Origin of the sequence: Mycobacterium europaeum, from assembly GCF_034555895.2 — a bacterium.
Taxonomy (GTDB): domain Bacteria; phylum Actinomycetota; class Actinomycetes; order Mycobacteriales; family Mycobacteriaceae; genus Mycobacterium; species Mycobacterium europaeum.
This window is the reverse complement of record NZ_CP157315.1, coordinates 526937-550641: the sequence shown is the minus strand read 5'-3', so window position 1 is coordinate 550641 and position 23705 is coordinate 526937. Positions and strand designations below refer to the sequence as shown.

Sequence of the window (23705 nt, the reverse complement as noted above, 5' to 3'; positions counted from 1 at the left end):
GCTACAGGTGCTTGACGTCGGCGGCTGACCAGTAGGCCTTCATGTGGGCGACCTTGCCGTCCTCGTCGAACGCCATCACGTCGATCGGCTCGATCACCATCCGGTGCTCCCCCGCGGTGATGGTGAGCCGGAAATGGAAGGCCGCCTCGTTACCCGAGACCCGCAGCGTCACCAGTTCGCATTCGCGCTGCACGTCGTTGACCGCCGAATAGAAGCCGTGGATCGCCCGGTGGCCGATGTGCACCTCGCCGCCGACGGGGTCTTCGACGGTGGCGTCATCGGCGTACAGCTCGACCAGCTCGTCGGCGCCACCCTTGGCGACCAGTTCGATATAGCGGTTGACCGTGTCGGTGATGTGTTGGGCGCTCGGCATGAAAGTCACGCTACCGCGGCGCGGCCAGGGCCTCCGCGAGGTCTTCGGCGGTGGTGACCGGCAGGCCGCACACCCGGCCGCGGCACACGTAGGCGGCGTCGGCGCCCGCCACCCGGTCGCGCCCGGCCAGCAGCGCCGACGAGTCCGGCTCGCCGGCCACGACGAGCGCGCCGCCCGGAGCCAGCCGCCGGGCGTCGGCCAGCAGCGCCGAGCGGGACGGCTCACAGGCGACGGCGATCTGCAGCGGCCCGCGCACCGCGGCCTCCGCCACGGCCAGCCAGTGTCCCGCCGAGCGCGGCGCGCGGTCCAGCAGCACCGAATGCGCGTGCAGCGCGTCGGCCGCCGCCCGCAGATACCGCTCCGCGCGGTCACCGCCGACCAGAGGCGCCGCCGTCAGCAGCGCCTCGGTGATGCTCGACGCCCCCGACGGGGTCGCCCCGTCCAGCGGATCGGCGGGCCGGAGCATCAACCGCTCGGCGTCGTCGGCGGTGTCGAACCAGCGGCCCGGCCGCTGCGGGTCGGCGAAGTGGCCCAGCGCGGTGTCCAGCAGGTCGGTCGCCGCGGCCAGCCACTGCGGGTCGGCGTCCAGCTGGTAGAGGGCGAGCAGGCCAGTGGCCAGCATCGCGTGGTCCTCGAGGATGGCGGCGCTGTCGCCGACCACCCCGCCGAGGCTGGCGCGCCGCAGCCGACCGTCGACCAGGTGCAGGCCCAGCAGCGCGGTCGCGCAGTCCCGTGCGGCGCGGGCCAGCGCGGGCTCGCCCAGGGCCACGCTCGCCTCGGCCAGCGCGGTGATCGCCAGCCCGTTCCAGGACGTGACGACCTTGTCGTCGCGGCCGGGCTGGGCCCGGGCGAGCCGGGCGGCCAGCAGCGCGGCCCGGAGGCGTTCGGCCCGGTGCGGGTCGTCGGGGTCGGTGGGCAGTTGCAGCACCGACGCCCCGTGTTCGAAGGTGCCGGCCGCGGTGACCGCGAAAACGCTTGCCGCCCAGGGTCCGTCGTCGGGCCCGAGCGCCTCGGTGAGCTGGCCAGGCGTCCAGACGTAGGTCGAGCCCTCGCGGCCGTCGGCGTCGGCGTCCAGCGACGAGGTGAACATGGCGCCGTCGGCCAGGTCATCGAGCAGGAAGCGGGCGGTCTGCGCGGCGACCCGGCGCGCCAGCGGATCCCCGGTCCGCCGGGCCCAGTGCGCATAGGCGCGCAGCAGCAACGCGTTGTCGTAGAGCATCTTCTCGAAGTGCGGTACCACCCAGGCGTCGTCGACGCTGTAGCGGGCGAACCCGCCGGCGAGCTGGTCGTAGATGCCGCCGCGCGCCATCGCGTTGCCGGTGCGCACCACCGCCTCGAGCGCGGCCGCCGACCCGGTGCGCTCGTAGTGGCGCAGCAGGGCCTCGAGGATCGCCGACGGCGGGAATTTGGGTGCACCGCCGAACCCGCCGTGCGCCGTGTCCTGGTCGCCGAGCACCGCGGCGACCGCATGGTCACACAGCGCCGGCGCGACGTCCGGCCCGCCGGGGAGTGCCCCAGCCATCGCGCGCAGCTCGCCGGCGATGCGGTCGGACGCCTCCTCCACCTCGCCGCGGCGCTGCCGCCACGTGGCGGACACCGCCGAAAGCAGCTGCAGGAAGCCGTCTTTCGGGTAGTACGTGCCGCAGAAGAACGGTCGTCCGTCCGGTGTCAGGAAGCACGTCATCGGCCATCCGCCGTGCCCGGTGAGCGCCACGGTGGCGTTCATGTACACGGCGTCGAGGTCCGGGCGTTCCTCCCGGTCGACCTTGATGCAGACGAACCCGGAGTTCATCGCGGCGGCCACCTCGTCGTCCTCGAACGACTCGTGGGCCATGACGTGACACCAGTGACAGGCCGCGTAGCCGATCGAAAGCAGGATCGGCACGTCGCGCTCGGCCGCGGCCGCCAGCGCCTGCGGGGTCCACTGCTGCCAGTGCACCGGGTTGTCGGCGTGCTGGCGCAGATACGGGCTGGTGGCCAGCCCGAGGGCGTTGGTCGCCGCAGCGTCAGCCGGGCTCATCACCGGGCCCCGGGGAACGCTCCGATCCGTTCGCCTGGCCCGGCGGCTGTGTATCGGCCTCGTCGACCGCGTCGGTGCCCTCGTCGGCGGCCTGGTCGGGCTCGGGGTGCTTGGGGTCGAAGGACTCGGGCACCTTCCTCAGTTGCCGGTTCATCGACCGGATCAGGAACAGCGTGGCGATCAGCAACAGCACGACGATGAGCAGCCCGATCGGGCTGGCCTTGCCGAAGTCAGGCCCGGTGTGCCGGGGCGCCCCGTCCGCCTGCCAGCCGGCGGCCGCGCTCGCGGTCAACAGAAGGTGGTTCATCGGTCACTCGCAATCCCGGCGAACAGGTCGTCCTCGGGCAGCCGGACGGGGATGCGCGAGCGCGCCAGCTCGAACTCCTCCGTCGGCCACAACCTCTGCTGCCACTCGATGGGCGCGGCGAAGAAGTCGTGCTCGGGGTCGATCTGGGTGGTGTGGGCCCGCAGCGCGTCGTCGCGCTGGCTGAAATACGCCGAGCACTCGACGCGCGTCGTCACCCGGGACTCGAAGGGGTCGTGCGAGGCGTCCCAGTGCTCGAGCCACTTCTTGAACGGGGGTTCGTGACCGTGTTTGACGGCTTCGTCGTGCAGCAGCTGCATTCGCGCCCGCAGGAATCCGTGGATGTAGTAGAGCTTGGACACCGTCCATGGCTCGCCCGCATCCGGGAAACGCCGGAAGTCGCCGGCCGCCTCGAAGGCGCCGACCGAAACCTGGTGGCAGCGAATGTGATCGGGATGCGGGTAGCCGCCGTTCTCGTCGTAGGTGGTGATCACGTGCGGGCGGAACTCGCGGACCACCCGCACCAGCGCCTCGACCGAGTCCTCCAGCGGCACCAGCGCGAAGCATCCTTCGGGCAGCGGGGGCGGGGGGTCGCCCTGGGGCAGGCCGGAGTCGACGAAGCCCAGCCAGGTGTGCTCGACGCCGAGGATCTCGGCGGCCTTCGCCATCTCGTCGCGGCGGATCTCGGCGATGTGGCCGCGGACTTCGGGCAGGTCCATCGCCGGGTTGAGAATGTCGCCGCGCTCGCCGCCGGTCAGCGTCACCACCAACACCCGGTGGCCCTCGTCGGCGTAGCGGGCGAGGGTGGCCGCGCCCTTACTGGACTCGTCGTCGGGGTGGGCGTGCACCGCCATCAACCGCAGCTCGCTCACGTGCCCCCTTGTCGGTCTGCTCATCGCCGGATACGAACCTATAATTCCAGTTCTTCAGATCGTTGCATGCTGCCGGCCGCCGGCCGGCAGCCGACCGCTCAGGCATACCGAGGCATGACCGAAACCTCTCCTTCGCGTCCGGAGGCCCGCTACGGGCGTTCCGGACGCGTGCGCGTGCCCCGCCGGTGGCTGATCGGCGGGCTGGCTGCGCTGGTGATTGCGGCCGGGCTGGTCATCGCCGCCGTCGCCTACCACCGGCTGGGCACCAGCGCCGTGTCGGGCACCCTGGTCGGCTACCGGGTGATCGACGACGAGACCGCGTCGGTGACGATCGGCGTGACGCGATCCGATCCGTCGCGGCCGGTGGACTGCATCGTGCGGGTCCGGGCAAAGGACGGCAGCGAGACGGGCAGGCGGGAAGTGCTGGTCCCGCCATCGACGGCCGCCACGGTGCAGCTGACCACCACGGTGAAGTCCAGCAAACCGCCGACGATGGCCGACATCTACGGCTGCGGCACCGACGTGCCGGCCTATCTGCGGCCGGCGTGACCCCGTAACGACAGCCGAACTGCGAATTTGGGTCATCATTTGTTTGCGCGGTGGTAACATGGGTGAATGCACGGTTCCTGATGGGACCGTGTATTGCTGCATTAAGGCCGTGAGCAGAACGGACCGGCAGCACACGGGGAGGCAGACCCGGATACTCCGGCGGCGGGATCAACAGGCTTACGCGGGCACGCGGAACGACAACACGAGGAGCACGACAAGATGACGGACACTTCGGTGACGTGGCTGACCCAGGAGTCACATGACCGGCTGAAGGCGGAGCTCGATCAGTTGATCGCGAATCGTCCGGTCATCGCCGCGGAGATCAACGACCGCCGTGAAGAAGGGGACCTGCGCGAGAACGGCGGATACCACGCCGCCCGCGAAGAACAGGGGCAGCAGGAGGCCCGGATTCGTCAGCTGCAGGACCTGCTCAACAACGCCAAGGTCGGCGAGGCCCCCAAGCAGTCCGGGGTCGCACTGCCCGGCTCGGTGGTGAAGGTCTACTACAACGGGGACAAGTCGGACACCGAGACGTTCCTGATCGCCACCCGCCAGGAGGGCGTCAACGACGGCAAGCTCGAGGTGTACTCCCCCAACTCACCCCTGGGCGGCGCGCTGATCGACGCCAAGGTGGGCGAGACCCGCAGCTACGTCGTGCCCAACGGCAACACCGTCGAGGTCACGCTGCTCAGCGCGGAGCCCTACCACTCGTAGCCAGACAATGGCGATCGCCACTGCCACCTCGTTCGGCTCGTTCGGCGAGCAGACGCCAAATCGCATTTAGCGCGCTTCGCGCGTGCGATTTTGCGTCTGCTCGCGGTGGTCAGCCCAGCGCCTGGTCGAGATCGGCCAGCAGGTCGGCGACGTCCTCGATGCCGACCGACAGCCGCACCAGGTCGTCGGGAACTTCCAGTTGCGAACCTGCCGTCGACGCGTGCGTCATGGCGCTGGGATGTTCGATCAAAGACTCGACGCCGCCGAGCGATTCGGCCAGGATGAACACCTCGGTGCGCGCGCACAGGTCGCGGGCCGCTTGCCGGCCGCCCCGCATGCGCACCGACACCATGCCGCCGAAGCCGAGCATCTGCCGGGCGGCGACGTCGTGGCCGGGGTGGCTGGGCAGACCCGGATACAACACGGTGCTCACCGCCGGATGTCCGGCGAGGAATTCCGCGACGGCCGAAGCGTTTTCGCCGTGCCGCTGCATCCGCAGCACCAGCGTCTTCAGGCCGCGCATGGTCAGGTAGGCGTCGAACGGGCCGGGCACCGCGCCGGCCCCGTTCTGCAGGAACGCGAAAGCCTGGTCCAGTTCCGCGTCGTCGGTGACCAACGCGCCGCCCACCACGTCGGAGTGGCCACCGATGTACTTGGTGGTCGAATGCAGCACCACGTCCGCGCCCAGCGTCAACGGCTGCTGCAGCGCGGGTGAGGCAAACGTATTGTCCACCAACACCTTTACCGACGACTCCTTGCCGATCTCGGCCAGGGCCGCGATGTCGGCGATGGACAGCAGCGGGTTCGTCGGCGTCTCCACCCAGATCAGCCGCGTCTGCGGCGTGATCGCGGCGCGGACGGCGTCCACATCGGACAGCGCCACCGGTGTGTAACGAACCCCCCACTGCGTGAACACCTTGTCGATCAACCGGAAGGTGCCGCCGTAGGCGTCGGTGGGGATGATGACGTGGTCGCCGGGCCGCAGCATCGCCCGCAGCGCGCAGTCGACGGCGGCCATGCCGGAACCGAACGCCCGCCCGTAACCGCCGCCCTCGACGGCGGCGAGCGAAGCCTCCAGCGCGGCGCGCGTCGGGTTGCCGGTGCGCGCGTATTCGAACCCACCGCGAAGCTCACCGACGCCGTCCTGCGCGAACGTGCTGCTGGCGTAGATCGGGGCGTTGACCGCCCCGGTTGCCGGGTCCGGCCGGTAGCCGGCGTGAATCGCCTTGGTGGCGAGTCCGGTGAAGTGTCCGTGTCGGTCGGCGCTCATCGACGCCCAGCCTAGGCGACCGCCGCCCCGGCTACCGCGTCCGCACGGCTAGCTCGGCCGATCCTCGGTCCCGTCGAACGGCAGGCAGACCGTCGTCATGATCTTGTCCGCCAGCGTCTGCCGCTTCGAATCCCACAGCGGGAAGAGGAAACCGATGAAGCAGATGATCGCGTCGACGAAGTGGGCGAGGGAGCGCACCACCGACATGCCGAAACCGATCGGCTGGCCGGTGACCTCGCTGACCACCTTGAACTTCATCACCGACTTGCCGACGCTGGACCCGGTGGTGCCCTGGCGGTAGCCGTAGTTCCAGATCAGATAGATCAGGCCCACCAGCGATGCCAACCACTGTGCGGCCATGCCGATGGTCGAGTTCTGCGTGGCGCAGTACTGGTTGACGGCGTACTGCGTGACGTCGGTGACGCACGCCGTCTGCTGCGTGGCAACGAGGATTCCGGTCCCGATTCCGTGCACGACGGCGTACGGGAGGATGTCGATGATGAACGCCACGACCCGGGTGAGCCACGGCGTGTAGGACTCCGTCGGCAACGTACGGATCGCCGGCCCTGGAGGGGGTGGCGCGTACCCGCCCGACGACGGCGGGGGCGGCGGGTAGGAACCGCCCGGCGGTGGCGGGGGCGGCGGGTACGAACCCCCGGCGGGGGGTGGCGGCGGTGGCGGGTAGGAACCGCCGGCGGGCGCGGACGGAGGAGGCGGGGGCTCCTGCCCACCAGTGGATTCGGGCGACGCGGGAGGTGGCGGATTAGTGCCGCCGGGCGGCGGTTGATCGGTCATGGGCACCCCTTCCCTGCGGACCAGCTGAACCAGGCCGCACTACAGTACCTGAGCGCGCGGCGGCCGGGCGAGATCCGCTAGCGACGCCCCACCGGTCCACGAGGCCCCTCGGACAGGAAGCCCAGCAGGTCGTATCGGGTGATCACCCCGACCGGCTTGCCCTCCTCGACCACCATCAAGGCGTCCCAGTCGCGCAGTGCCTTGCCGGCGGCGCTGACCAACTCCCCCGCGCCGATCATCGGCAGTGGCGGGCTCATGTGCAACGACACGGCATCGGCCAGTTTGGCCCGGCCTTCGAAGACGGCCGACAGCAGTTCGCGCTCGGAGACGCTGCCGGCCACCTCCCCGGCCATCACCGGCGGCTCGGCGCCGACCACGGGCATCTGGGACACCCCGTACTCGCGCAGGATGCCGATGGCGTCGCGGACGGTCTCGGACGGGTGCGTGTGCACCAGGTCGGGCAGCTCGCCCGACTTGCGGCGCAGCACGTCACCGACCCTGGCCTGTTCGGTCGACCCGTCGAGACGGCTGCGCAGGAACCCGTAGGACGACATCCAGGCGTCGTTGAAGATCTTCGCCATGTACCCGCGCCCGCCGTCGGGCAGCAGCACCACGACAAGCGCGTCGGGCCCGGCCTCCTCGGCGACCTTGAGCGCGGCCACCACCGCCATCCCGCACGACCCCCCGACCAGCATCGCCTCCTCGCGGGCCAGCCGCCGGGTCATGTCGAACGAGTCCGAGTCGGACACCGCGATGACCTGGTCGGGCACGGTGCGGTCGTACGCCGCCGGCCAGAAGTCCTCGCCGACGCCCTCGACCAGGTAGGGCCGGCCGCTGCCGCCCGAATACACCGACCCCTCGGGGTCGGCGCCGATGATGCGCACCGCCCCGCCCGACACCTCCTTGAGGTAGCGCCCCGCGCCGGTGATGGTGCCGCCGGTGCCGATGCCGGCGACGAAGTGGGTGACCTTGCCGTCGGTGTCGGCCCAGATCTCCGGGCCGGTGCTGGCGTAGTGGCTGGCCGGGCCCTCCGGGTTGGCGTACTGGTCGGGCTTCCACGCACCGTCGATCTCCCGGGTCAGCCGGTCGGAGACGCTGTAGTAGCTGTCCGGATGCTCGGGAGGCACCGCCGTCGGGCAGACGACCACCTCGGCGCCGTAGGCGAGCAGCACGTTGCGCTTGTCCTCGCCGACCTTGTCGGGACAGACGAACACGCACTTGTAGCCGCGCTGCTGAGCCACCAGCGCCAGTCCGACGCCGGTGTTGCCCGAGGTGGGTTCGACGATGGTGCCGCCCGGCTTCAGCAACCCGCTCGCTTCGGCGGCGTCGATCATGCGCACCGCGATCCGGTCCTTCGAGCTGCCGCCGGGGTTGAGGTACTCGACTTTGGCCGCCACGGTGCCGGCGCCCTCGGGGACGACGGAATTCAGGCGAACCAGCGGCGTGCCGCCGATGAGCTCACTGATGTGCTGGGCGATCCGCATGCGTTCATCGTCTCAGGCACCTGTGGGGGGTGCACGACCGCTTCCCCATCCCCGGGCAGCGCCGTGCGCGCTAGCCGGTGGCCTCGCGGATGTAGTCGCCGATCTGGCGGAGCGACCGGGCCGCTTCCGGCACCACGGGTGCCGCCAGCTGAAAGTCGTGGATCTGGCCGGGCCACACCCGCACCTCCGCGGGCACCCCGACCGCGGCCAACCGGTCCGCCGCCAGCCGCGCGTCGTGCAGCAACACCTCGGAGCCCGAGACGTGGATCAGCGTCCGCGGCAGGCCCGGTTTGATGTGCTCCAGCGGCTCGTAGATCTCCTCGGGTTTGCCGGCGATCTTGCGCTTGCTGGCCGCGCTGGCGACCAGCTCGGCGAGCGCGTCGAACGCCCGGGTGGAGAACATCGCGTCGGTGTTGATGTTGGGGTGCGCCTGCTTGTATTCCTTGGCCAGCTGCAGCAGCGGCGAGATCATCACCAGGGCGGCGGGTTCCTCGTCTTCGTCCTGGAGGCGTTGCGCGAGCGCAAGCGCCAGGTAACCGCCGGCGGAGTCGCCGGCGAGCACGATCTGGTCCGGCTGGTATCCGCGCAGCCGCAGCCATTGGTAGCCGTCGTGACAATCGTCGAGGGCCATCCCGATCGAGTGCTTGGGCAGCAGCCGGTAGTTGACCACCAGGACCGGCGCGTCGGCGAAGTTCGACAGCGCTTCGACCAGCCGGCCGTGCGAGTTCGCCCCGCAGGTCAAGAAGGCGCCGCCGTGGAAGTAGACGACGACCCGGCGGGTGCCGTCGGCGGGCAGCACGCCGGGCGCGCGTACCAACTGCGCCGAGGCGTTGGGCAACTTCACCGTCTCGCGGACGGTGGCCGACACCGGGAGCACCGCCCGCGCAGCGAGGTCGATGAGGCCCCAGGGCCAGGGGAAGTTCGGGACATGGCTGCCCACGGACAGGACCGGGCGGATGGTGACGCGCGACGTCAGGTTCGCCACCCGCGCAGCGACGCTGGGCCCGGACTCGAGTACCTCGACCGGCGTGCCATCGCTCGTGGCGAACTTGCGGGCCTTGGCTCTGCGGGCCCTCAGGACGTCGTGTGGGCGAACGGGACTCTGGGGCCAGCCGGATACCTTGCCGGGTGCGCTCATGCTCAACACTTCCTACGCCTTTGTAGTGCGATACAGCATGTGACGAGGCGGCCAAGCGTCTGGTTCAGCCGTTTGCTCGAGGCGCTCAGCCAACCCCTGGGGATCAGCGTGACAGGCATTTTTTAGGGCAACGTTCGAATCGCTCGATTCGATACCAATTCGTTTCCCGCCGTGACCGGATTGTTGGTCAGCCGACCTCGCGAACGTGCGAGCCGAACTAAACTGATTTCCGTGACCATGCGGGTGCCGCGCCGTTCGGCGATCGCCCTGGCCACAGCGGGTGCACTCGCCTCGACGGGAACTGCCTACCTGGGGGCGCGCAACCTGCTCGTGGGCCAGGCGACGCACGCGCGCACCGTCATCCCCAAGGCGTGGGACATCCCCCCGCGCGCCGACGGCGTGTACACCCGCGGCGGCGGCCCGGTCGAGCGGTGGCACCGCGGCGTGCCCTTCGACCTGAGCCTGATGATCTTCGGCGACTCGACCGCCGCCGGCTACGGGTGCATCAGCCCGGAGGAGGTGCCGGGGGTGCGGATCGCGCGGGGCCTCGCCGAACAGACCGGCAAGCGGATCCGCCTGAGCACCAAGGCCATCGTCGGCGCCACCTCGAAAGGCGTCTGCGGTCAGGTGGATGCGATGTTCGTGGCGGGGGCGCCGCCCGACGCGGCGGTCATCATGGTCGGCGCCAACGACGTGACGGCCCTCAACGGCGTCAGCCAGTCGGCCCAGCGCCTCGGTCTGAGCGTTCGCAAACTGCGGACCCGCGGCGCGGTGGTGATCGCCGGCACCTGCCCCGATCTGGGGGTCATCACCGCCATCCCCCAGCCGCTGCGCTCGATCGCGCACGAGCGTTGCTCGCAGCTCGCCCGGGCCCAAGCCGCGGCGGTGCGGTCCGCCGGCGGCATGCCGGTACCGCTGGGGCAGCTGATGACCCCGCAGTTCCGGTCCACGCCCCAGGTGATGTTCTCCCCGGACGGCTTCCACCCGTCGGCCCCGGCCTACGCCATCGCGGCCGACGCGCTGCTGCGCGCGCTGTGTGAAGCGCTGGGCGAGAAGGTCGATACCCCGCCGATGGAGTTGGCGGCCTCGACGACCCCGCCGGTGCTCGGGCAGCGTCACACCCGGGTCAGCGTGATGTCGCGGCTGTGGCGGCGCCCCGTGCCCGGACCCGCCCCGTCGTCCTACCCCCTGATGGGCAACGGCTAGATTCGAGCTAGCCCGTCGGCGTGGAGCCACCACCCGTTCACATAGCGAGCTCGTCGGAATCCGCAAGGGATTTGAAGGGAACCGTCATGCCTGAAGCCGTCATTGTCTCAACCGCTCGCTCGCCGATCGGCCGCGCGATGAAGGGGTCGCTGGTCTCCATGCGGCCCGACGATCTGGCGGCCCAGATGGTGCGCGCCGCGCTGGACAAGGTGCCCGCGCTCAACCCCCACCAGATCGACGACCTCATCCTGGGCTGTGGGCTGCCCGGCGGCGAGTCCGGCTTCAACATGGCGCGCGTCGTTGCCGTCGAGCTCGGCTACGACTTCCTGCCGGGCACCACCGTGAACCGGTATTGCTCCTCGTCGCTGCAGACCACCCGGATGGCGTTCCACGCGATCAAGGCCGGCGAGGGTGACGCGTTCATCTCCGCGGGCGTCGAGACCGTGTCCCGGTTCGGCAAGGGCAACTCCGACTCCTGGCCCGACACCAAGAACCCGCTGTTCGACGAGGCCCAGGAGCGTTCGCAGGCCGCGGCCGCCGGGGCCGACGAGTGGCACGACCCCCGCGCCGACGGCAACCTGCCCGACGTCTACATCGCGATGGGCCAGACCGCGGAGAACGTCGCCATCCTGACCGGCATCAGCCGCGAGGACCAGGACCGCTGGGGCGTGCGCAGCCAGAACCGCGCCGAGGAGGCGATCAAGAGCGGCTTCTTCGAGCGCGAGATCTCCCCGGTGACCCTGCCCGACGGCAGCACCGTCAGTACCGACGACGGCCCCCGCGCCGGAACCACCTACGAAAAGGTCTCCGAGCTCAAGCCGGTGTTCCGCCCCAACGGCACCGTGACCGCGGGCAACGCCTGCCCGCTGAACGACGGCGCCGCCGCGCTGGTGATCACCAGCGACACCAAGGCCAAGGAACTCGGCCTGACCCCGCTGGCACGCATCGTGTCGACCGGGGTCAGCGGCCTGTCCCCGGAGATCATGGGCCTGGGCCCGATCGAGGCCTGCAAGAAGGCGCTGGCGCGGGCCGGGATGTCGATCAACGACATCGACCTGTACGAGATCAACGAGGCCTTCGCGGTTCAGGTGCTGGGCTCGGCGCGCGAGCTGGGCATGGACGAGGACAAGCTGAACGTGTCCGGCGGGGCGATCGCGCTGGGCCACCCGTTCGGCATGACCGGCGCGCGCATCGCGACCACGCTGCTCAACAACCTGCAGACGCACGACAAGACGTTCGGCCTGGAGACCATGTGTGTCGGCGGCGGGCAGGGCATGGCGATGATCATCGAGCGGCTGAGCTGACGGCGGCTGTCCCTTCTGCCCGTCCGGCGTGCGCCTAGGGCTTTGCGTGTGCATTCGTGGCGAGAAAATCGCCTGGCTCCCGCCGCCGGCTCACACTGGAAGCCGTAAATGCACGCTGGACGCCCGGCACACGAAAAAGGCCGGCACCTCGGTGCCGGCCTTTTTCGTTGACGAGAACTAGTCGTTCTGCAGGTAACTGAGCAGTCGCAGGATCTCGATGTACAGCCAGACCAGGGTCACGGTCAGGCCGAGGGCGATACCCCAGGCCGCCTTGTCCGGCGCGCCGGCGCGCACCATCTGGTCGGCCGCGTCGAAGTCGATCAGGAAGCTGAACGCCGCGATCGCGATGCACACCAGCGAGAAGATGATCGCGACCGTTCCGCCGCTGCGCAGGCCCAGGCCCGCGCCGCCGTTGACGTGGAACATCGCGAGCACGAAGTTGCCCAGCATCAGGGCCAGCACCCCGAACATCGCGGCGACCAGCATCCGGGTGAACTTGGGCGTCACCCGGATCGCGCCGGTCTTGTAGACGACGAGCATGCCGAAGAACACCCCGAAGGTGCCGAGCACGGCCTCTCCGATCAGCGCCCCCGCGCTGGCGTTCGAGACCGAGAAGTTGGCGAAGACGAACGAGATGGCGCCCAGGAAGAGGCCTTCGAGGACGGCGTAGCTGAGCACGATCGCCGGGCTGTCCTGTTTGCGGCCGAAGGTTGCGACCAGCACCAGGCCGAGGCCGCCGAGCGCGCCGACCATGGTCAGCGGCATCGCCAGCGCGAGGTTGGACGCCACCAGGAAGTAGGAGACCACGGCCGACACCGCCAGCACCGCCAGCGTGATGCCGGTCTTGGTGACGACGTCATCGATGGTCAGCGGGCGCGAAGCCCTGGTCTCCTGGTACGGAGCTTGGTAGGGGGCCGCGTAGGGGTCGGCCCCATAGCCCTGCATGGGGGCCGCGCCCGTACCGAATTGCGCGTATCCGCCCCGCTGCTTGGGCAGCGAACGAAATACCGGGTTGCTTGTCTCCCGCACCGTCGGATCCTCTCTATTGGCTCGAGCTGTGCGAACACACTCTCAACGAGCGGCGTCCGGTCCGGGTTCCCAGGGGGCCCGGGCAAGTGTCTGGAGGCTTTGCTGCCGTCGTCGCGTTAAAGATAACCCTTACCCGCGGGTATCGCGCCGGTCGTCACGATCTAGATTTTTCGTCGAGGATGGACCGGCGATGGGAGGCCAGGGCGTGACCGACGGATCCGATGAGGTTCTGACCCGGGTCGACGGCAACGTCGGTCTGATCACGCTCAACCGCCCCAAGGCGATCAACTCGCTGAATCAGCCGATGGTGGACGCGCTGAGCGCCGTGCTCGCCGACTGGGCGGACGACGACGCGGTGGGCGCGGTGCTGCTCTCCGGCGCCGGCGAGCGCGGGTTGTGCGCCGGCGGCGACGTCGTCTCCATCTATCACAGTGCCCGCAAGGACGGCGTGGAGGCGCGGCGGTTCTGGCGGGACGAATACCTCCTCAACGGCCAGATCGCCGATTTCTCCAAGCCATACGTGGCGCTGATGGACGGCATCGTGATGGGCGGCGGCGTCGGCGTCAGCGCCCACGCGAACACCCGGGTGGTGACCGACACCTCCAAGATCGCGATGCCCGAGGTCGGCATCGGCTTCGTTCCCGATGTCGGCGGGGCGTTCCTGCTGTCCCGGGCGCCCGGGGCGCTGGGTCTGCACGCCGCGCTGACCGGGGCGCCGTTTACGGGAGCCGACGCCATCGCCATGGGATTCGCCGACCACTACGTGCCGCACGACGACCTCGAGGCGTTCACCCGGGCGGTCATCGCCGATGGCGTCCAGAGCGCGCTCGCCCGGCATGCCGTCGAGCCCCCGCCGAGCGACCTTGCCGCACAACGCAGTTGGATCGACGAATGCTACGCCGGTGACACGGTCGAAGACATCGTGGCCAGCCTGCGCGGGCATGACGCCGGCCCGGCCAACGCCGCCGCCGACCTGATCGGCACCCGCTCGCCGATCTCGTTGTCGGTGACGCTGGAGGCCATCCGCCGCGCCGCCAACCTTCCGACGGTGAAAGACGTTCTCGTTCAAGACTATCGGGTCTCGTGCGCATCGCTGCGATCACACGATCTGGTGGAGGGAATCCGAGCGCAGCTGGTCGACAAAGACCGCAACCCGAAGTGGTCGCCGTCGTCGCTGTCCGAGGTCACCCGGGCCGACATCGAGGCGTACTTCACCCCCGTCGACGACGACTTGAGCTTCTAGAAAGGCGATTTGCGATGACAGACAGCTCCACCCCGGGCTACGAGACCATCCTGGTCGAGCGCGACGGCCGCGTCGGCACCATCACCCTGAACCGGCCCAAAGCGCTGAACGCGCTGAACACCCAGGTGATGAACGAAGTAACCAGCGCGGCAATGGATTTCGACAACGATCCGGGCATCGGCGCGATCATCATCACCGGGTCCGCCAAGGCGTTCGCCGCCGGCGCCGACATCAAGGAGATGGCCGGGCTGACGTTCGCCGACGCGTTCGACGCCGACTTCTTCGCCCCCTGGGCCAAGCTGGCCGCCGTGCGGACCCCGACCATCGCCGCGGTGGCCGGGCACGCGCTCGGCGGCGGCTGCGAGCTCGCCATGATGTGCGACGTGCTGATCGCCGCCGACACGGCGAAGTTCGGCCAGCCGGAGATCAAACTCGGGGTGCTGCCGGGCATGGGCGGCTCGCAGCGCCTGACCCGCGCCATCGGCAAAGCCAAGGCCATGGACCTCATCCTGACCGGGCGCACCATCGACGCCGCCGAAGCCGAACGCAGCGGCCTGGTTTCGCGCGTGGTGCCGGCCGACGACCTGCTGACCGAGGCCAAGGCCGTCGCCACCACGATCTCGCAGATGTCCCGCTCGGCGTCGCGGATGGCCAAGGAGGCCGTCAACCGTGCGTTCGAATCGACGCTGTCCGAAGGGCTCCTCTACGAACGCCGGCTCTTCCACTCGACCTTCGCGACCGCGGACCAGTCGGAAGGCATGGCGGCCTTCGTCGAGAAGCGCACTCCGAACTTCACGCACCGGTAAGCCTGCCATGAGCGAGCCGGGCCCCGCGACGAACAATCCGACGGCCGTCACCGAGGAGGCCGCACCGGAAGCGCCCCCGGAAGCCGGCCCGGCGACTCGCGGCTCCCGGTGGACCGAAAAGCCTTGGTGGGTACGCCACTACACGTTCACCGGCACCACGGTCGGCCTCATCTTCATCTGGTTCTCGATGACGCCGTCGCTGCTGCCGCGCGGTGCGCTGTTCCAGGGGCTGGTCAGCGGGATCTCCGGCGCCATCGGCTACGGGCTGGGGGTCTTCGCCGTCTGGCTGGTCCGTTATCTCCTCGACTGGGATTCCAGCCCGCCGCCGCCGCGCTGGGCCTGGAAGGTGCTGATTCCCGTCGGCGCGGTCGGCATGGTGGTGATGGCGATCGGGTTCCACGTCTGGCAGGACAACGTGCGCGACCTGATGGGTGTCGAGCACCTCAAGTGGTACGACTACCCGGTGGCTGCGGCCACGTCGCTGGTGGTGCTGTTCACGTTGGTCGAAATCGGCCAGTTCATCCGGTGGCTGGTCCGTTTCCTCGTCGGACAGGTGGACCGCATCGCGCCGTTTCGCCTCTCGGCCACCATCGTGGTGGTCACGCTCGTGGTGCTGTCGGTCACCGTGCTCAACGGCGTCGTACTCAAGTTCGGCATGCACACGATGAACAGCACCTTCGCCTCGGCCAACGACGAGATGAATCCCGACACGGCACCCCCGAAAACAACCCTGCGCTCGGGCGGTCCGCAATCCCTGGTGTCGTGGGATTCGCTGGGCCGGGAGGGTCGCCTCTTCGTGGAGGGCGGTCCGAGCGTCGAGCAGCTCACCGCCTTCAACGGGGCTCCGGCCACCGAGCCGATCCGCGCCTACGCCGGGCTGGACGCCACCACGGACGGCATCACGGCGACCGCGGAGCTGGCGGCCCAGGAGTTGCAGCGCACCGGCGGCCTGCAACGCGCCGTCGTCGCGGTGGGCACCACCACCGGCACCGGCTGGATCAACGAGGCGGAGGCCTCGGCGCTCGAGTACATGTACAACGGCAACACCGCGATCGTGAGCATGCAGTATTCGTTTTTGCCCAGCTGGCTGTCGTTCCTGGTGGACAAGGAGAACGCCCGCCACGCCGGCCAGGCACTGTTCGAGGCCGTCGACAAGCTGATCCGGCAGCTGCCCGAGGTGCAACGACCCAGGCTCGTGGTGTTCGGCGAAAGCCTGGGATCCTTCGGCGGCGAGGCGCCGTTCATGAGCCTCAACAACGTACTGGCCCGTACCGACGGCGCCCTGTTCAGCGGACCGACGTTCCAAAACACCATCTGGACCGACCTGACCGTCACCCGTGACGCCGGCTCCCCGGAGTGGTTGCCGATCTACCACGACGGCAGGAACGTCCGGTTCGTCGCGCGCCCAAGCGATCTGGCGCGCCCGAACGCCCCGTGGGATCACCCGCGCGTGGTCTATCTGCAGCACGCCTCCGATCCGATCGCCTGGTGGACGCCCGACCTTCTGTTCAGCGAACCGGACTGGCTGCGGGAACAGCGGGGCTACGACGTGTTACCGGAGACGCGCTGGATTCCGGTGGTGACTTTCCTGCAGGTCACGGCCGACATGGCGGTGGCCGTGGAGGTACCGGCCGGACATGGCCACCACTATGTCGCCGACGCGGCCGACGGCTGGGCCGCCGTGCTCTCACCGCCCGGCTGGACGCAGGAGAAAACGGAAAAGCTGCGGCCGCTCCTGCACTCGAACGCCTAGCTACTTCGACCTGAAGTCGGCGGTCGCCCAAACCTACTGGCCTGCAAAATCGAGGCTGGGCCGGGCTGCGCCCGTCATCAACACGCCGAGCACCTCCGGGGGCCGTGATGACACACCTCACTTCCACAACCGAGCGGGAGGCCCCAACGATCGCTGCTAGCCTGGTCCTGGCCCGACCCTCGACAGCAGCGGGACAGTGAATACGAAGAGCGCGCCACGCAACTACGCGTTGGTGACCATTGCCTACTGGGAATTCACCCTCACTGACGGCGCACTGCGCATGTTGGTGCTGCTCCATTTTCATCGGCTCGGATATAGGGCAACAGAGCTCGCTTTTCTGTTCGCCTTCTACGAGTTCTTCGGCATCGTGACCAATCTCCTCGGCGGCTGGATCACCGCGCGCTCAGGCCTGAAGGTGATGCTCTACGGTGGGTTTCTCGTTCAGGTCGGCGCGCTGATAATGCTCGCGCTCCTGCAGCCGGAATGGCCTCATGCGCCTTCAATGGCCTATGTAATGGCCGCCCAGGCACTGTCAGGTATCGCTAAAGACCTGACAAAAACGAGTGCCAAGGCGGCGATCAAGGCAATGGTTCCGGACGACGCCGACAGCGTGCTCTTCAAATGGGTTGCGCGTCTGACTGGGTCAAAGAATGCGCTGAAGGGTGCCGGCTTTTTCATGGGTGGCGCTCTACTTGGGTCGCTCGGATTCGCGGGCTCACTGGTCGCGATGGCGGCCGGCCTTCTGGTCGTGCTGCTTGCGACCGTGGTGTCGCTCCCGGCTGGGATGGGTAAAGCTAAGTCGAAAATCAAGTTCACGGCGCTCTTTTCGAAGAGCGCCGCCGTGAATTGGCTATCCGTGGCACGCGCGTTCTTGTTCGCGTCTCGCGATGTGTGGTTCGTGGTGGGACTGCCAGTCTTTCTTGCTTCCACGCTGCATTGGTCCTTTTGGCAGGTGGGAGGCTTCGCCGCGGCGTGGTTCATCGGTTATGGCCTTGTACAGGCAGCAGCGCCCGAGATCCTTCGCCACTGGGGTGGTCAGGAAGGCGTGACTGGAGACACCGCGCGTCTGTGGGCCTTCATTCTCGCCGTAATACCAATCGCTATCGCGGCCGCGCTCAAGTTCGGACTGGATAACGCACCCACCCTGATGGTCGGGATCGGAATCCTCATGGTGGTTTTTGCGGTCAACTCTGCGGTTCACTCATATCTGCTCCTGACGTATTCGGCCGACGAAGAGGTCGCGGTCAACGTCGGCTTTTACTACATGGCCAACGCAGTCGGCCGTCTACTGGGCACCCTCCTGTCAGGAGTGGTTTTCGAGTTTTACGGATTGGTGGGATGCCTGGTGACTTCCTGCGCCTTGGTTTTGGCTGCGGGAATTTCGTCTTTCAACCTTCCCCGTGCTTGAACGATGCAACTGTTCGTTCCTGACTCTTATCTAACTATTCGACCTGCGTTCCGACGAACAATCAAGTGGCGCAACGGAAGTGAAGGCCGCATCAGCACCCGCAAGCGTGGCTTACGGCTGGGCTCGCGCCCGCATCGACGGCACAAAGGCACTCGGATCCGGAGCGGGCACGGCGTCTTGGCCCAGCTGGCCAAGATCAGTGCCCTCCGCCGCGTGATCGACATAACGCCGTAGCCACATTCGCGCCATACCGCTGCGACCCGACACAGCCGCTCAGCACCGACGCCGGTTTTTCAGGGCGACGTAGCTAGGCCGGCGGTTCCGGCGTTGCCAGCGCCCCCGGTCTCGAGTCGATGGAACCCCGGCCGAGCGCATCCAGCACCCCGGCGCCGGCCATGGCGTGGTAGCCGCCGACGACGTCGGTGGCGCGGTGCAGGCCGATGTCCAGCAGCGCGGCCGCCGCGAGGCTGGACGTATAGCCCTCCGAGCACACGATCACCCACTCGACGTCGTCGCCGACGGCCTCGGGCAGCCCGGCGTCACTGGTCGGGTCGCAGCGCCACTCCAGGACGTTGCGTTCGATCACCAGCGCGCCGGGGATCTCACCCTCGCGGGAGCGCTGGGCCTGCGGCCGGATGTCGACGAGCACCGCCCCGCGCCGCAGCGCGTCCGGCACTTCGACGGCGGGAAGGCGGCGGTAGCGGCGGCGGGCGGACCTCAACACGACGTCGATGCGGCTCATCACGGTCCTTCCGGATGGTCGGTCAGTTCGGTGCGCTGGCGCCGCAGCCGGTTTCGGCCGGTGACCTCGTAGTAGGACATCGCGGTCAGCGGCGGTGAATAGGCGTGCACGCTCAGCGAAGGCCGCGCCGGCCCCGAGACTGGCACGGGCCGGGGCGCCCACACCACGTCGTGCACCCAGCCCAGCGGGAACCCGGCCTGATCACCGGCGTCCAGCCGGCGCCGCCGCAAGGCGCTGCCGTCCCAACGGAATTCGGTGAGCGACCCCGACACCACCGTCAGCGCGCCGAGGGACCCGCCGTGGTCGTGTAGTTCGGTGTGATGGCCGGGCACCCAGCTGATCAGCCAGATGTCCAGCTCCTCGTCACCGTGGATGCGGGCGAACCAGCGCCGCGACTCCGGTATCCCGCCCGGCGGCAGCAAGTGATCGCAGCGCCCGCTCAGCACGTCGTCGGCGGCCCGGTCGGTGGCGTGCAGGAGGTCGGGCACCCGCAGCCGGGTCGGGCCCGGCGACGGGGACCCGGATGGGGACGGGATGGTGCGCGGGCGCAACGCGGCCGGCGCGGCGACGGGCACAGGTGTTGCCAGAGGCAATGACATCGTGGAGCTCCAGGGAAAACGGGATCGGACAGGCGGCGGCGTGTTACGGCCGACAACACTCGCAAAGTCCGAAGCGCTCCATCACGGCCGCCAGTGTTGCATAGATTGGCGAGGTGCGCTGGTGCGGTCGCCGGCCCCGGCTGTGGGGCCCGCTCGTCGCGGCGGCCGCTCTGGTGGCGGCCACCGGGTGCTCGCCCGGTGCGCCGACGCGCACGCCGGCATCCTCGCCGGCGCGGCCGGCCGACGCCGGCCCCGACGCCGCCCCGCCGGGTGCCGTCGGGCTCTCCCCCTCCGGCGTGACGACCAGGGTCGACGTCCCCGCGAACTCGACCGAGGAGGAGTATTACCAGGCCTGTCACGCCGCGAAGGTGTGGATGGACGCCCAGCCCAGGACGGATGAGTCGCGGTTCGAGCCCTATCTGGCGATGGTCCAGGCCGCGCCGTCGGGCACCGCAGGCAGCTGGAACGCGCGCTGGGCGGACCTGCCGCCGGCCCGGCAGGCGGCCGTGATCACCGCCGCGCGCGCCGCCGCCAACGGCGAATGCGACTAGCCCCTTCGAACTCGTGCGCGATTCAACTCACGCGTACCTAAAGTGACCGCCCGGCCGGTGTGCCGGCCCGCTTCGCCGCGCAGAATGAAGAAATGCCGGACGGAACTGGCGGAGGTGGCCCGCGCCGATCCTCACCGACGCGCGTGGCCGTGGCGCTGGGCAGCGGCGGGGCCCGCGGCTACGCCCACATCGGGGTGATCGAAGCGCTGCGCGCCCGGGACTACGAGATCGTGGGAATCGCGGGCTCGTCGATGGGCGCGCTGGTCGGCGGTTTGGAGGCGGCAGGGCGCCGGGACGAGTTCGCCGATTGGGCGAAATCCCTGACACAACGCACCATCCTGCGGCTGCTGGACTTCTCGATCAGCGCGGCCGGGGTGATGCGGGCCGAGAAGATCCTGGACACGGTGCGCGACATCCTGGGCCCGGTCGCCATCGAGCAGCTGCCCATCCCCTTCACCGCCGTGGCGACCGACCTCTTGGCCGGCAAGTCGGTGTGGTTTCAGCACGGACCCGTCGACGAGGCGATCCGCGCCTCCATCGCGATACCGGGCGTGATCGCCCCCCACGAACTCGGCGGACGGCTGCTGGCCGACGGCGGCATCCTGGACCCGCTGCCGATGGCACCGCTGTCGGCGGTCAACGCCGACGTGACCATTGCGGTGAGCCTCAGCGGCAGTGAGGCGATCGTCAACCGCGAGGGCGAGGCCGGCGCGACCGCCGACTGGCTGAACCGCATGGTGCGCAGCACCTCCTCGCTGCTCGACAGCTCCGCGGCCCGGTCGCTGCTCGATCGGCCGACCGCGCGCGCCGTCCTGGGCCGATTCGGCGCGTCCACCGCGGAGGCGGAAACCTGGCCGGACGATGCCGAGGCCGCGGAGCCCGCCGCCGGGGACGATGCCGTCGCCGAATTGGCCGGCGCCACACCCGAAGTCCCGAAGCTGGGCAGTTTCGAGGTGATGAACCGGACGATCGACATCGCGCAGGCCGCGCTGGCCCGCCACACGCTGGCGGTCTACCCGCCCGACCTGTTGATCGAGGTTCCCCGCTCGATCTGCCGGGGCCTGGAATTCCACCGGGCGGCCGAGGTCATCGCCGTCGGCCGTGCATTGGCGGAGGAGGCCCTGGACGCTTTCGAGGCCGACCGTGCCGCGCCGCCCGCGGCCGACGGCTGAAAACCGCTCTGCCGCAAGCGATTGGGCCCCGGCTCGATCAGACGCCCAGGAACCGCGCCACGGCCCGGGCTTCGCGGCGGCCCTGCTCGCGCCCGGCCAGTGCCGAGGCGACGCGGCACTTCGGATCCAGCGGATTGCGCCCGAAGGCCGCCACCGAGTCGGCGTCGGCGAACACCGCGAACACCGCGCCGGGGAAAGCGGAGATCTCCGCGGCCGGCCCGGGACCGAACGGCGAGGGCGCGTCCGCGCCGGAGGGCAGCAGGACCACCGCCGCGTCACAATCGGCGGCCACGCCGAGGTTGATCGAGCTGGCGACGCCGCCGTCCATATAGCGCCGGCCCGCGATGGCCACCGGTGGCCATGCCCCGGGCACCGCGCAGCTGGCCGCCACCGCGTCGACCAGGTCGACGCCGGACTCCCGATCGAAAACGGCCAATTCGCCGGTGCTTACGTCGATGGCGGTGATCCGCAGTGTCCGGTCGGGCCAGTCGTGCGACGGCAACCGCCGGGCGATCACCTGCCGGCGCACCGGCGGCGGAACGGTTTCGGTGGCCAGCGCCACCGCGCCGATCCGTTGCATCTGCTGCCGGGTCTTGTCCGACGGGTCGGTGTAGGGCGCCGCCAGGGCCGCCAGGAACATCTCGGTGATGGTGTCGACGTCGACCCCGGAATCGATCTCGGGCGACGATTCGGCGACCTGCCGGTCGAACAGCGCGTCAAGCACGCTGCCGCTGCCGATCTGCGCGGCGACCGCCGAGCCCGCCGAGGTGCCCACCAGCACGTCGGAATCCAGCAACAACCGCGCCGCCGTCGGCGACTCGTCGGCGATGCCGCGCAGAACACCTGTCTCCCAGGCTATTCCCGCTATCCCACCGCCCGCCAGCACAAGCGCCCGTCTGGTTGTCACGCCCACCCACTCTGCCAGCAGCGGCGGGGGCCGGCGCGGCGGGGTTTACGGCGAGAGCAGCTGCGCTTGCTGCGCCGGCACGCTGAGATCCTCCTCCCGGATCTGGTGCCGGGGCGGGTCGGGCAGCACCACTTTGCTGGTGATGTGCAGTCCCGCATCGACGTGGACGAGCTCGCCGGGGTCCAGCAGGCGCCAGCGGGGGTCGCCGTCCATGGGTTCGCTGGCGAACACCACCGACGATCGGGCGCACAGGTGCTCGGACCAGGCGCGGATCCGGTTGGTGCGCATGTGGAAGTCTCGCGCCGACGCGGGCTCGTAGCGCCGGTCCAGGACGTAGAGCCGGTTGCTCGCCGGATACCGCAGCGCCCACATCTCGGCGGCCGTGCTCAGCAGCAGGTTGACCCCGAAGATCGGCACGCTGTCGGCAAGCCACCGCAGGGCATCGAGCAAACCCGCTGTCACGTCGCCGTTTTGGGCTCGGGTGCAACCGGTGATCAAGGCGAAGACCCGCTCGGAGTCGGTGTCGCCCTGCACCAGGCCGTCGGTGCCGAGCTCGCGCAGCCGTGCATCGAGGACGTCCAGCCCCTCGACCACGCCGTTGTGCGCGAATATCCGCCCGTCCTGCAGAAAGGGATGGGTGTTACGGGTCTGGTGTGAGCCGGTCGTCGCATAGCGCACGTGCGCGATGAAGGTGGTGCCGCTCATCTCGTGCGCTTCGGTGGCGAACGCGGCGTCCTCCCAGGCCGCCATGGGCTGCTTCTGCACCTGCGGCCGGCCCCGCTCGTCGAACACGCCCAGGCCGGTGCCGTCGGGGTTTCTCCTGCTCTGGACCGACAGGCTGTCGGGGGCGTCCAACAGCCAAAAGGTCGCACTACAAACGTCGGTCCCGGCATGCAATCCAAAAAGTCGGCACATACCGGCACGGTACCCAGCTTCAGCGGGTCAACACCTCGCCGAGGTCCAGCAGCGCTCGCCGCGCGTAGCGCTTCCACAGCATCCCGAACAGCGGCAGACCCGGGGCGGCCAGCGGCGACCTGGGGTAAATGGTCCAGCGCCAGGTGATCTCGGTGCCGCCGCCGGCCGGGGCGAAGGTCCACTCGCCGGTGACCGAACCGACCAGCAGCGCCATCGGCCCGTGGATTCGGGTGAGCCGGTAGCCGAACGATCGCGGCGCGTCGACACTGGTCAAGTCCTCCCGCGCGCTACCGCCGACCAACATGATCGTGCGGCTCCGGCCCGCGCTGTCCCAGTCGCCGGTCTGGTCCCGCACCTCCCTGATCGGCGGGATCGGGCCGTACCAGCGGCCGAAGATCTCCGGCAGCGAGATGGGCAGCGTGCCGTGAAACGCCGCGTCCGGCGCGACGGGCACCACATGCGATTGCTCGACGACGAGGGGCTGGGCCATGAGGGTCCTTCCGCTGCGCTCGTGAACCTGGAATGCACCGAACGAGCCAAGAGTGTCAGAC

24 protein-coding genes and 1 pseudogene are annotated in these 23705 nt (G+C 69.4%); 11 read left to right on the top strand and 14 right to left on the bottom strand.

The features are described from left to right. Window position 1: 1 nt before the first annotated feature. The 4 genes from U8D42_RS02795 to mca are packed head-to-tail and all read right to left on the bottom strand — an operon-like array spanning window position 2 to window position 3569. Complete coding sequence (locus U8D42_RS02795) at window positions 2-373, bottom strand: nuclear transport factor 2 family protein (RefSeq protein WP_322859310.1); 372 nt, start codon at window positions 371-373, stop codon at window positions 2-4. Window positions 374-383: 10 nt separating this feature from the next. Beyond that, the gene (locus tag U8D42_RS02790; RefSeq protein WP_322859311.1) at window positions 384-2393 is read right to left on the bottom strand and encodes a thioredoxin domain-containing protein; all 2010 of its coding nucleotides are present in this window, start codon (window positions 2391-2393) and stop codon (window positions 384-386) included. Continuing rightward, window positions 2380-2700 (bottom strand): hypothetical protein, encoded by a 321-nt coding sequence (locus U8D42_RS02785; protein WP_085240457.1) that lies wholly within the window; start codon window positions 2698-2700, stop codon window positions 2380-2382. The genes U8D42_RS02790 and U8D42_RS02785 overlap by 14 nt, the downstream gene beginning before the upstream one ends. Next, window positions 2697-3569 carry a mycothiol conjugate amidase Mca gene (mca, locus tag U8D42_RS02780; RefSeq protein WP_085240458.1) on the bottom strand — a complete coding sequence of 291 codons (873 nt, stop codon included), beginning with the start codon at window positions 3567-3569 and terminating at the stop codon, window positions 2697-2699. Before mca ends, U8D42_RS02785 begins: the two co-directional genes overlap by 4 nt. Window positions 3570-3683: 114 nt before the next feature. On the opposite strand from mca, the gene U8D42_RS02775 reads away from it, so the two are divergent. Both U8D42_RS02775 and greA read left to right on the top strand, forming a co-directional pair. Then, complete coding sequence (locus U8D42_RS02775) at window positions 3684-4118, top strand: DUF4307 domain-containing protein (protein ID WP_322859312.1); 435 nt, start codon at window positions 3684-3686, stop codon at window positions 4116-4118. Window positions 4119-4337: 219 nt separating this feature from the next. Beyond that, entirely contained in the window at window positions 4338-4832 is a 495-nt protein-coding gene (greA, locus tag U8D42_RS02770; protein WP_085240459.1) for a transcription elongation factor GreA, read from the top strand. A gap of 109 nt (window positions 4833-4941) precedes the next feature. Here greA and U8D42_RS02765 read toward each other — a convergent pair whose 3' ends face one another. The 4 genes from U8D42_RS02765 to U8D42_RS02750 form a co-directional block, all read right to left on the bottom strand. After that, window positions 4942-6102, bottom strand: a complete 1161-nt coding sequence (locus tag U8D42_RS02765) for a cystathionine gamma-synthase (protein ID WP_322859313.1) — start codon at window positions 6100-6102, stop codon at window positions 4942-4944. Between the two features lie 48 nt (window positions 6103-6150). Next, complete coding sequence (locus U8D42_RS02760; RefSeq protein WP_322859314.1) at window positions 6151-6897, bottom strand: RDD family protein; 747 nt, start codon at window positions 6895-6897, stop codon at window positions 6151-6153. Window positions 6898-6974: 77 nt separating this feature from the next. Then, window positions 6975-8381 carry a cystathionine beta-synthase gene (locus U8D42_RS02755; protein ID WP_322859315.1) on the bottom strand — a complete coding sequence of 469 codons (1407 nt, stop codon included), beginning with the start codon at window positions 8379-8381 and terminating at the stop codon, window positions 6975-6977. A 70-nt stretch (window positions 8382-8451) separates the two neighbouring features. Beyond that, a complete protein-coding gene (locus tag U8D42_RS02750) occupies window positions 8452-9519 on the bottom strand; it encodes an alpha/beta hydrolase (protein ID WP_322859316.1) in 1068 nt (355 codons plus the stop codon). A 243-nt stretch (window positions 9520-9762) separates the two neighbouring features. Between U8D42_RS02750 and U8D42_RS02745 the strand changes: the two genes are divergently transcribed. Both U8D42_RS02745 and U8D42_RS02740 read left to right on the top strand, forming a co-directional pair. Further along, complete coding sequence (locus U8D42_RS02745; protein ID WP_090421654.1) at window positions 9763-10725, top strand: SGNH/GDSL hydrolase family protein; 963 nt, start codon at window positions 9763-9765, stop codon at window positions 10723-10725. A gap of 86 nt (window positions 10726-10811) precedes the next feature. Then, on the top strand, window positions 10812-12029 hold the full coding sequence (locus tag U8D42_RS02740) for an acetyl-CoA C-acetyltransferase (protein WP_322859317.1): 1218 nt from the start codon (window positions 10812-10814) through the stop codon (window positions 12027-12029). A gap of 177 nt (window positions 12030-12206) precedes the next feature. On the opposite strand, the gene U8D42_RS02735 is transcribed toward U8D42_RS02740, so the two are convergent. Continuing rightward, window positions 12207-13058: a Bax inhibitor-1/YccA family protein gene (locus U8D42_RS02735; protein ID WP_085238944.1), complete on the bottom strand. Its 852-nt coding sequence runs from the start codon at window positions 13056-13058 to the stop codon at window positions 12207-12209. A 205-nt stretch (window positions 13059-13263) separates the two neighbouring features. Here U8D42_RS02735 and U8D42_RS02730 point away from each other — a divergent pair, with 205 nt between their 5' ends. From U8D42_RS02730 to U8D42_RS02710, 5 genes and pseudogenes are all read left to right on the top strand, one after another. Next, window positions 13264-14301 carry an enoyl-CoA hydratase/isomerase family protein gene (locus tag U8D42_RS02730; RefSeq protein ID WP_322859318.1) on the top strand — a complete coding sequence of 346 codons (1038 nt, stop codon included), beginning with the start codon at window positions 13264-13266 and terminating at the stop codon, window positions 14299-14301. A gap of 14 nt (window positions 14302-14315) precedes the next feature. Beyond that, a complete protein-coding gene (locus tag U8D42_RS02725; protein WP_322859319.1) occupies window positions 14316-15107 on the top strand; it encodes an enoyl-CoA hydratase in 792 nt (263 codons plus the stop codon). A gap of 7 nt (window positions 15108-15114) precedes the next feature. Further along, window positions 15115-16860, top strand: coding sequence for an alpha/beta hydrolase (locus U8D42_RS02720; RefSeq protein ID WP_322859320.1), 1746 nt, complete (start codon window positions 15115-15117; stop codon window positions 16858-16860). Between the two features lie 232 nt (window positions 16861-17092). Next, on the top strand, window positions 17093-18268 hold the full coding sequence (arsJ, locus tag U8D42_RS02715) for an organoarsenical effux MFS transporter ArsJ (protein ID WP_348636936.1): 1176 nt from the start codon (window positions 17093-17095) through the stop codon (window positions 18266-18268). A 39-nt stretch (window positions 18269-18307) separates the two neighbouring features. Then, window positions 18308-18502: pseudogene (locus U8D42_RS02710) on the top strand (hypothetical protein); the annotation flags it as partial. Window positions 18503-18575: 73 nt separating this feature from the next. Here the strand turns inward: U8D42_RS02710 and U8D42_RS02705 are convergent. Beyond that, a complete protein-coding gene (locus U8D42_RS02705) occupies window positions 18576-19010 on the bottom strand; it encodes a rhodanese-like domain-containing protein (protein WP_322859322.1) in 435 nt (144 codons plus the stop codon). Continuing rightward, a complete protein-coding gene (locus U8D42_RS02700) occupies window positions 19010-19609 on the bottom strand; it encodes a cysteine dioxygenase (RefSeq protein WP_322859323.1) in 600 nt (199 codons plus the stop codon). Before U8D42_RS02700 ends, U8D42_RS02705 begins: the two co-directional genes overlap by 1 nt. A 113-nt stretch (window positions 19610-19722) precedes the next feature. On the opposite strand from U8D42_RS02700, the gene U8D42_RS02695 reads away from it, so the two are divergent. Continuing rightward, window positions 19723-20160: a lipoprotein LpqV gene (locus tag U8D42_RS02695; protein WP_322859324.1), complete on the top strand. Its 438-nt coding sequence runs from the start codon at window positions 19723-19725 to the stop codon at window positions 20158-20160. Between the two features lie 92 nt (window positions 20161-20252). Next, window positions 20253-21332 (top strand): patatin-like phospholipase family protein, encoded by a 1080-nt coding sequence (locus tag U8D42_RS02690; protein ID WP_322859325.1) that lies wholly within the window; start codon window positions 20253-20255, stop codon window positions 21330-21332. A gap of 37 nt (window positions 21333-21369) precedes the next feature. Here the strand turns inward: U8D42_RS02690 and U8D42_RS02685 are convergent, their stop codons facing one another. From U8D42_RS02685 to U8D42_RS02675, 3 genes are read right to left on the bottom strand one after another with little or no spacing between them, the layout of a single operon-like run. Further along, the gene (locus U8D42_RS02685; protein WP_322859326.1) at window positions 21370-22239 is read right to left on the bottom strand and encodes a patatin-like phospholipase family protein; all 870 of its coding nucleotides are present in this window, start codon (window positions 22237-22239) and stop codon (window positions 21370-21372) included. 45 nt (window positions 22240-22284) lie between these two features. Then, window positions 22285-23154: a class II glutamine amidotransferase gene (locus tag U8D42_RS02680; protein WP_322859327.1), complete on the bottom strand. Its 870-nt coding sequence runs from the start codon at window positions 23152-23154 to the stop codon at window positions 22285-22287. A 19-nt stretch (window positions 23155-23173) separates the two neighbouring features. Continuing rightward, a complete protein-coding gene (locus U8D42_RS02675) occupies window positions 23174-23644 on the bottom strand; it encodes an SRPBCC family protein (RefSeq protein WP_322859328.1) in 471 nt (156 codons plus the stop codon). Window positions 23645-23705 lie beyond the last annotated feature (61 nt).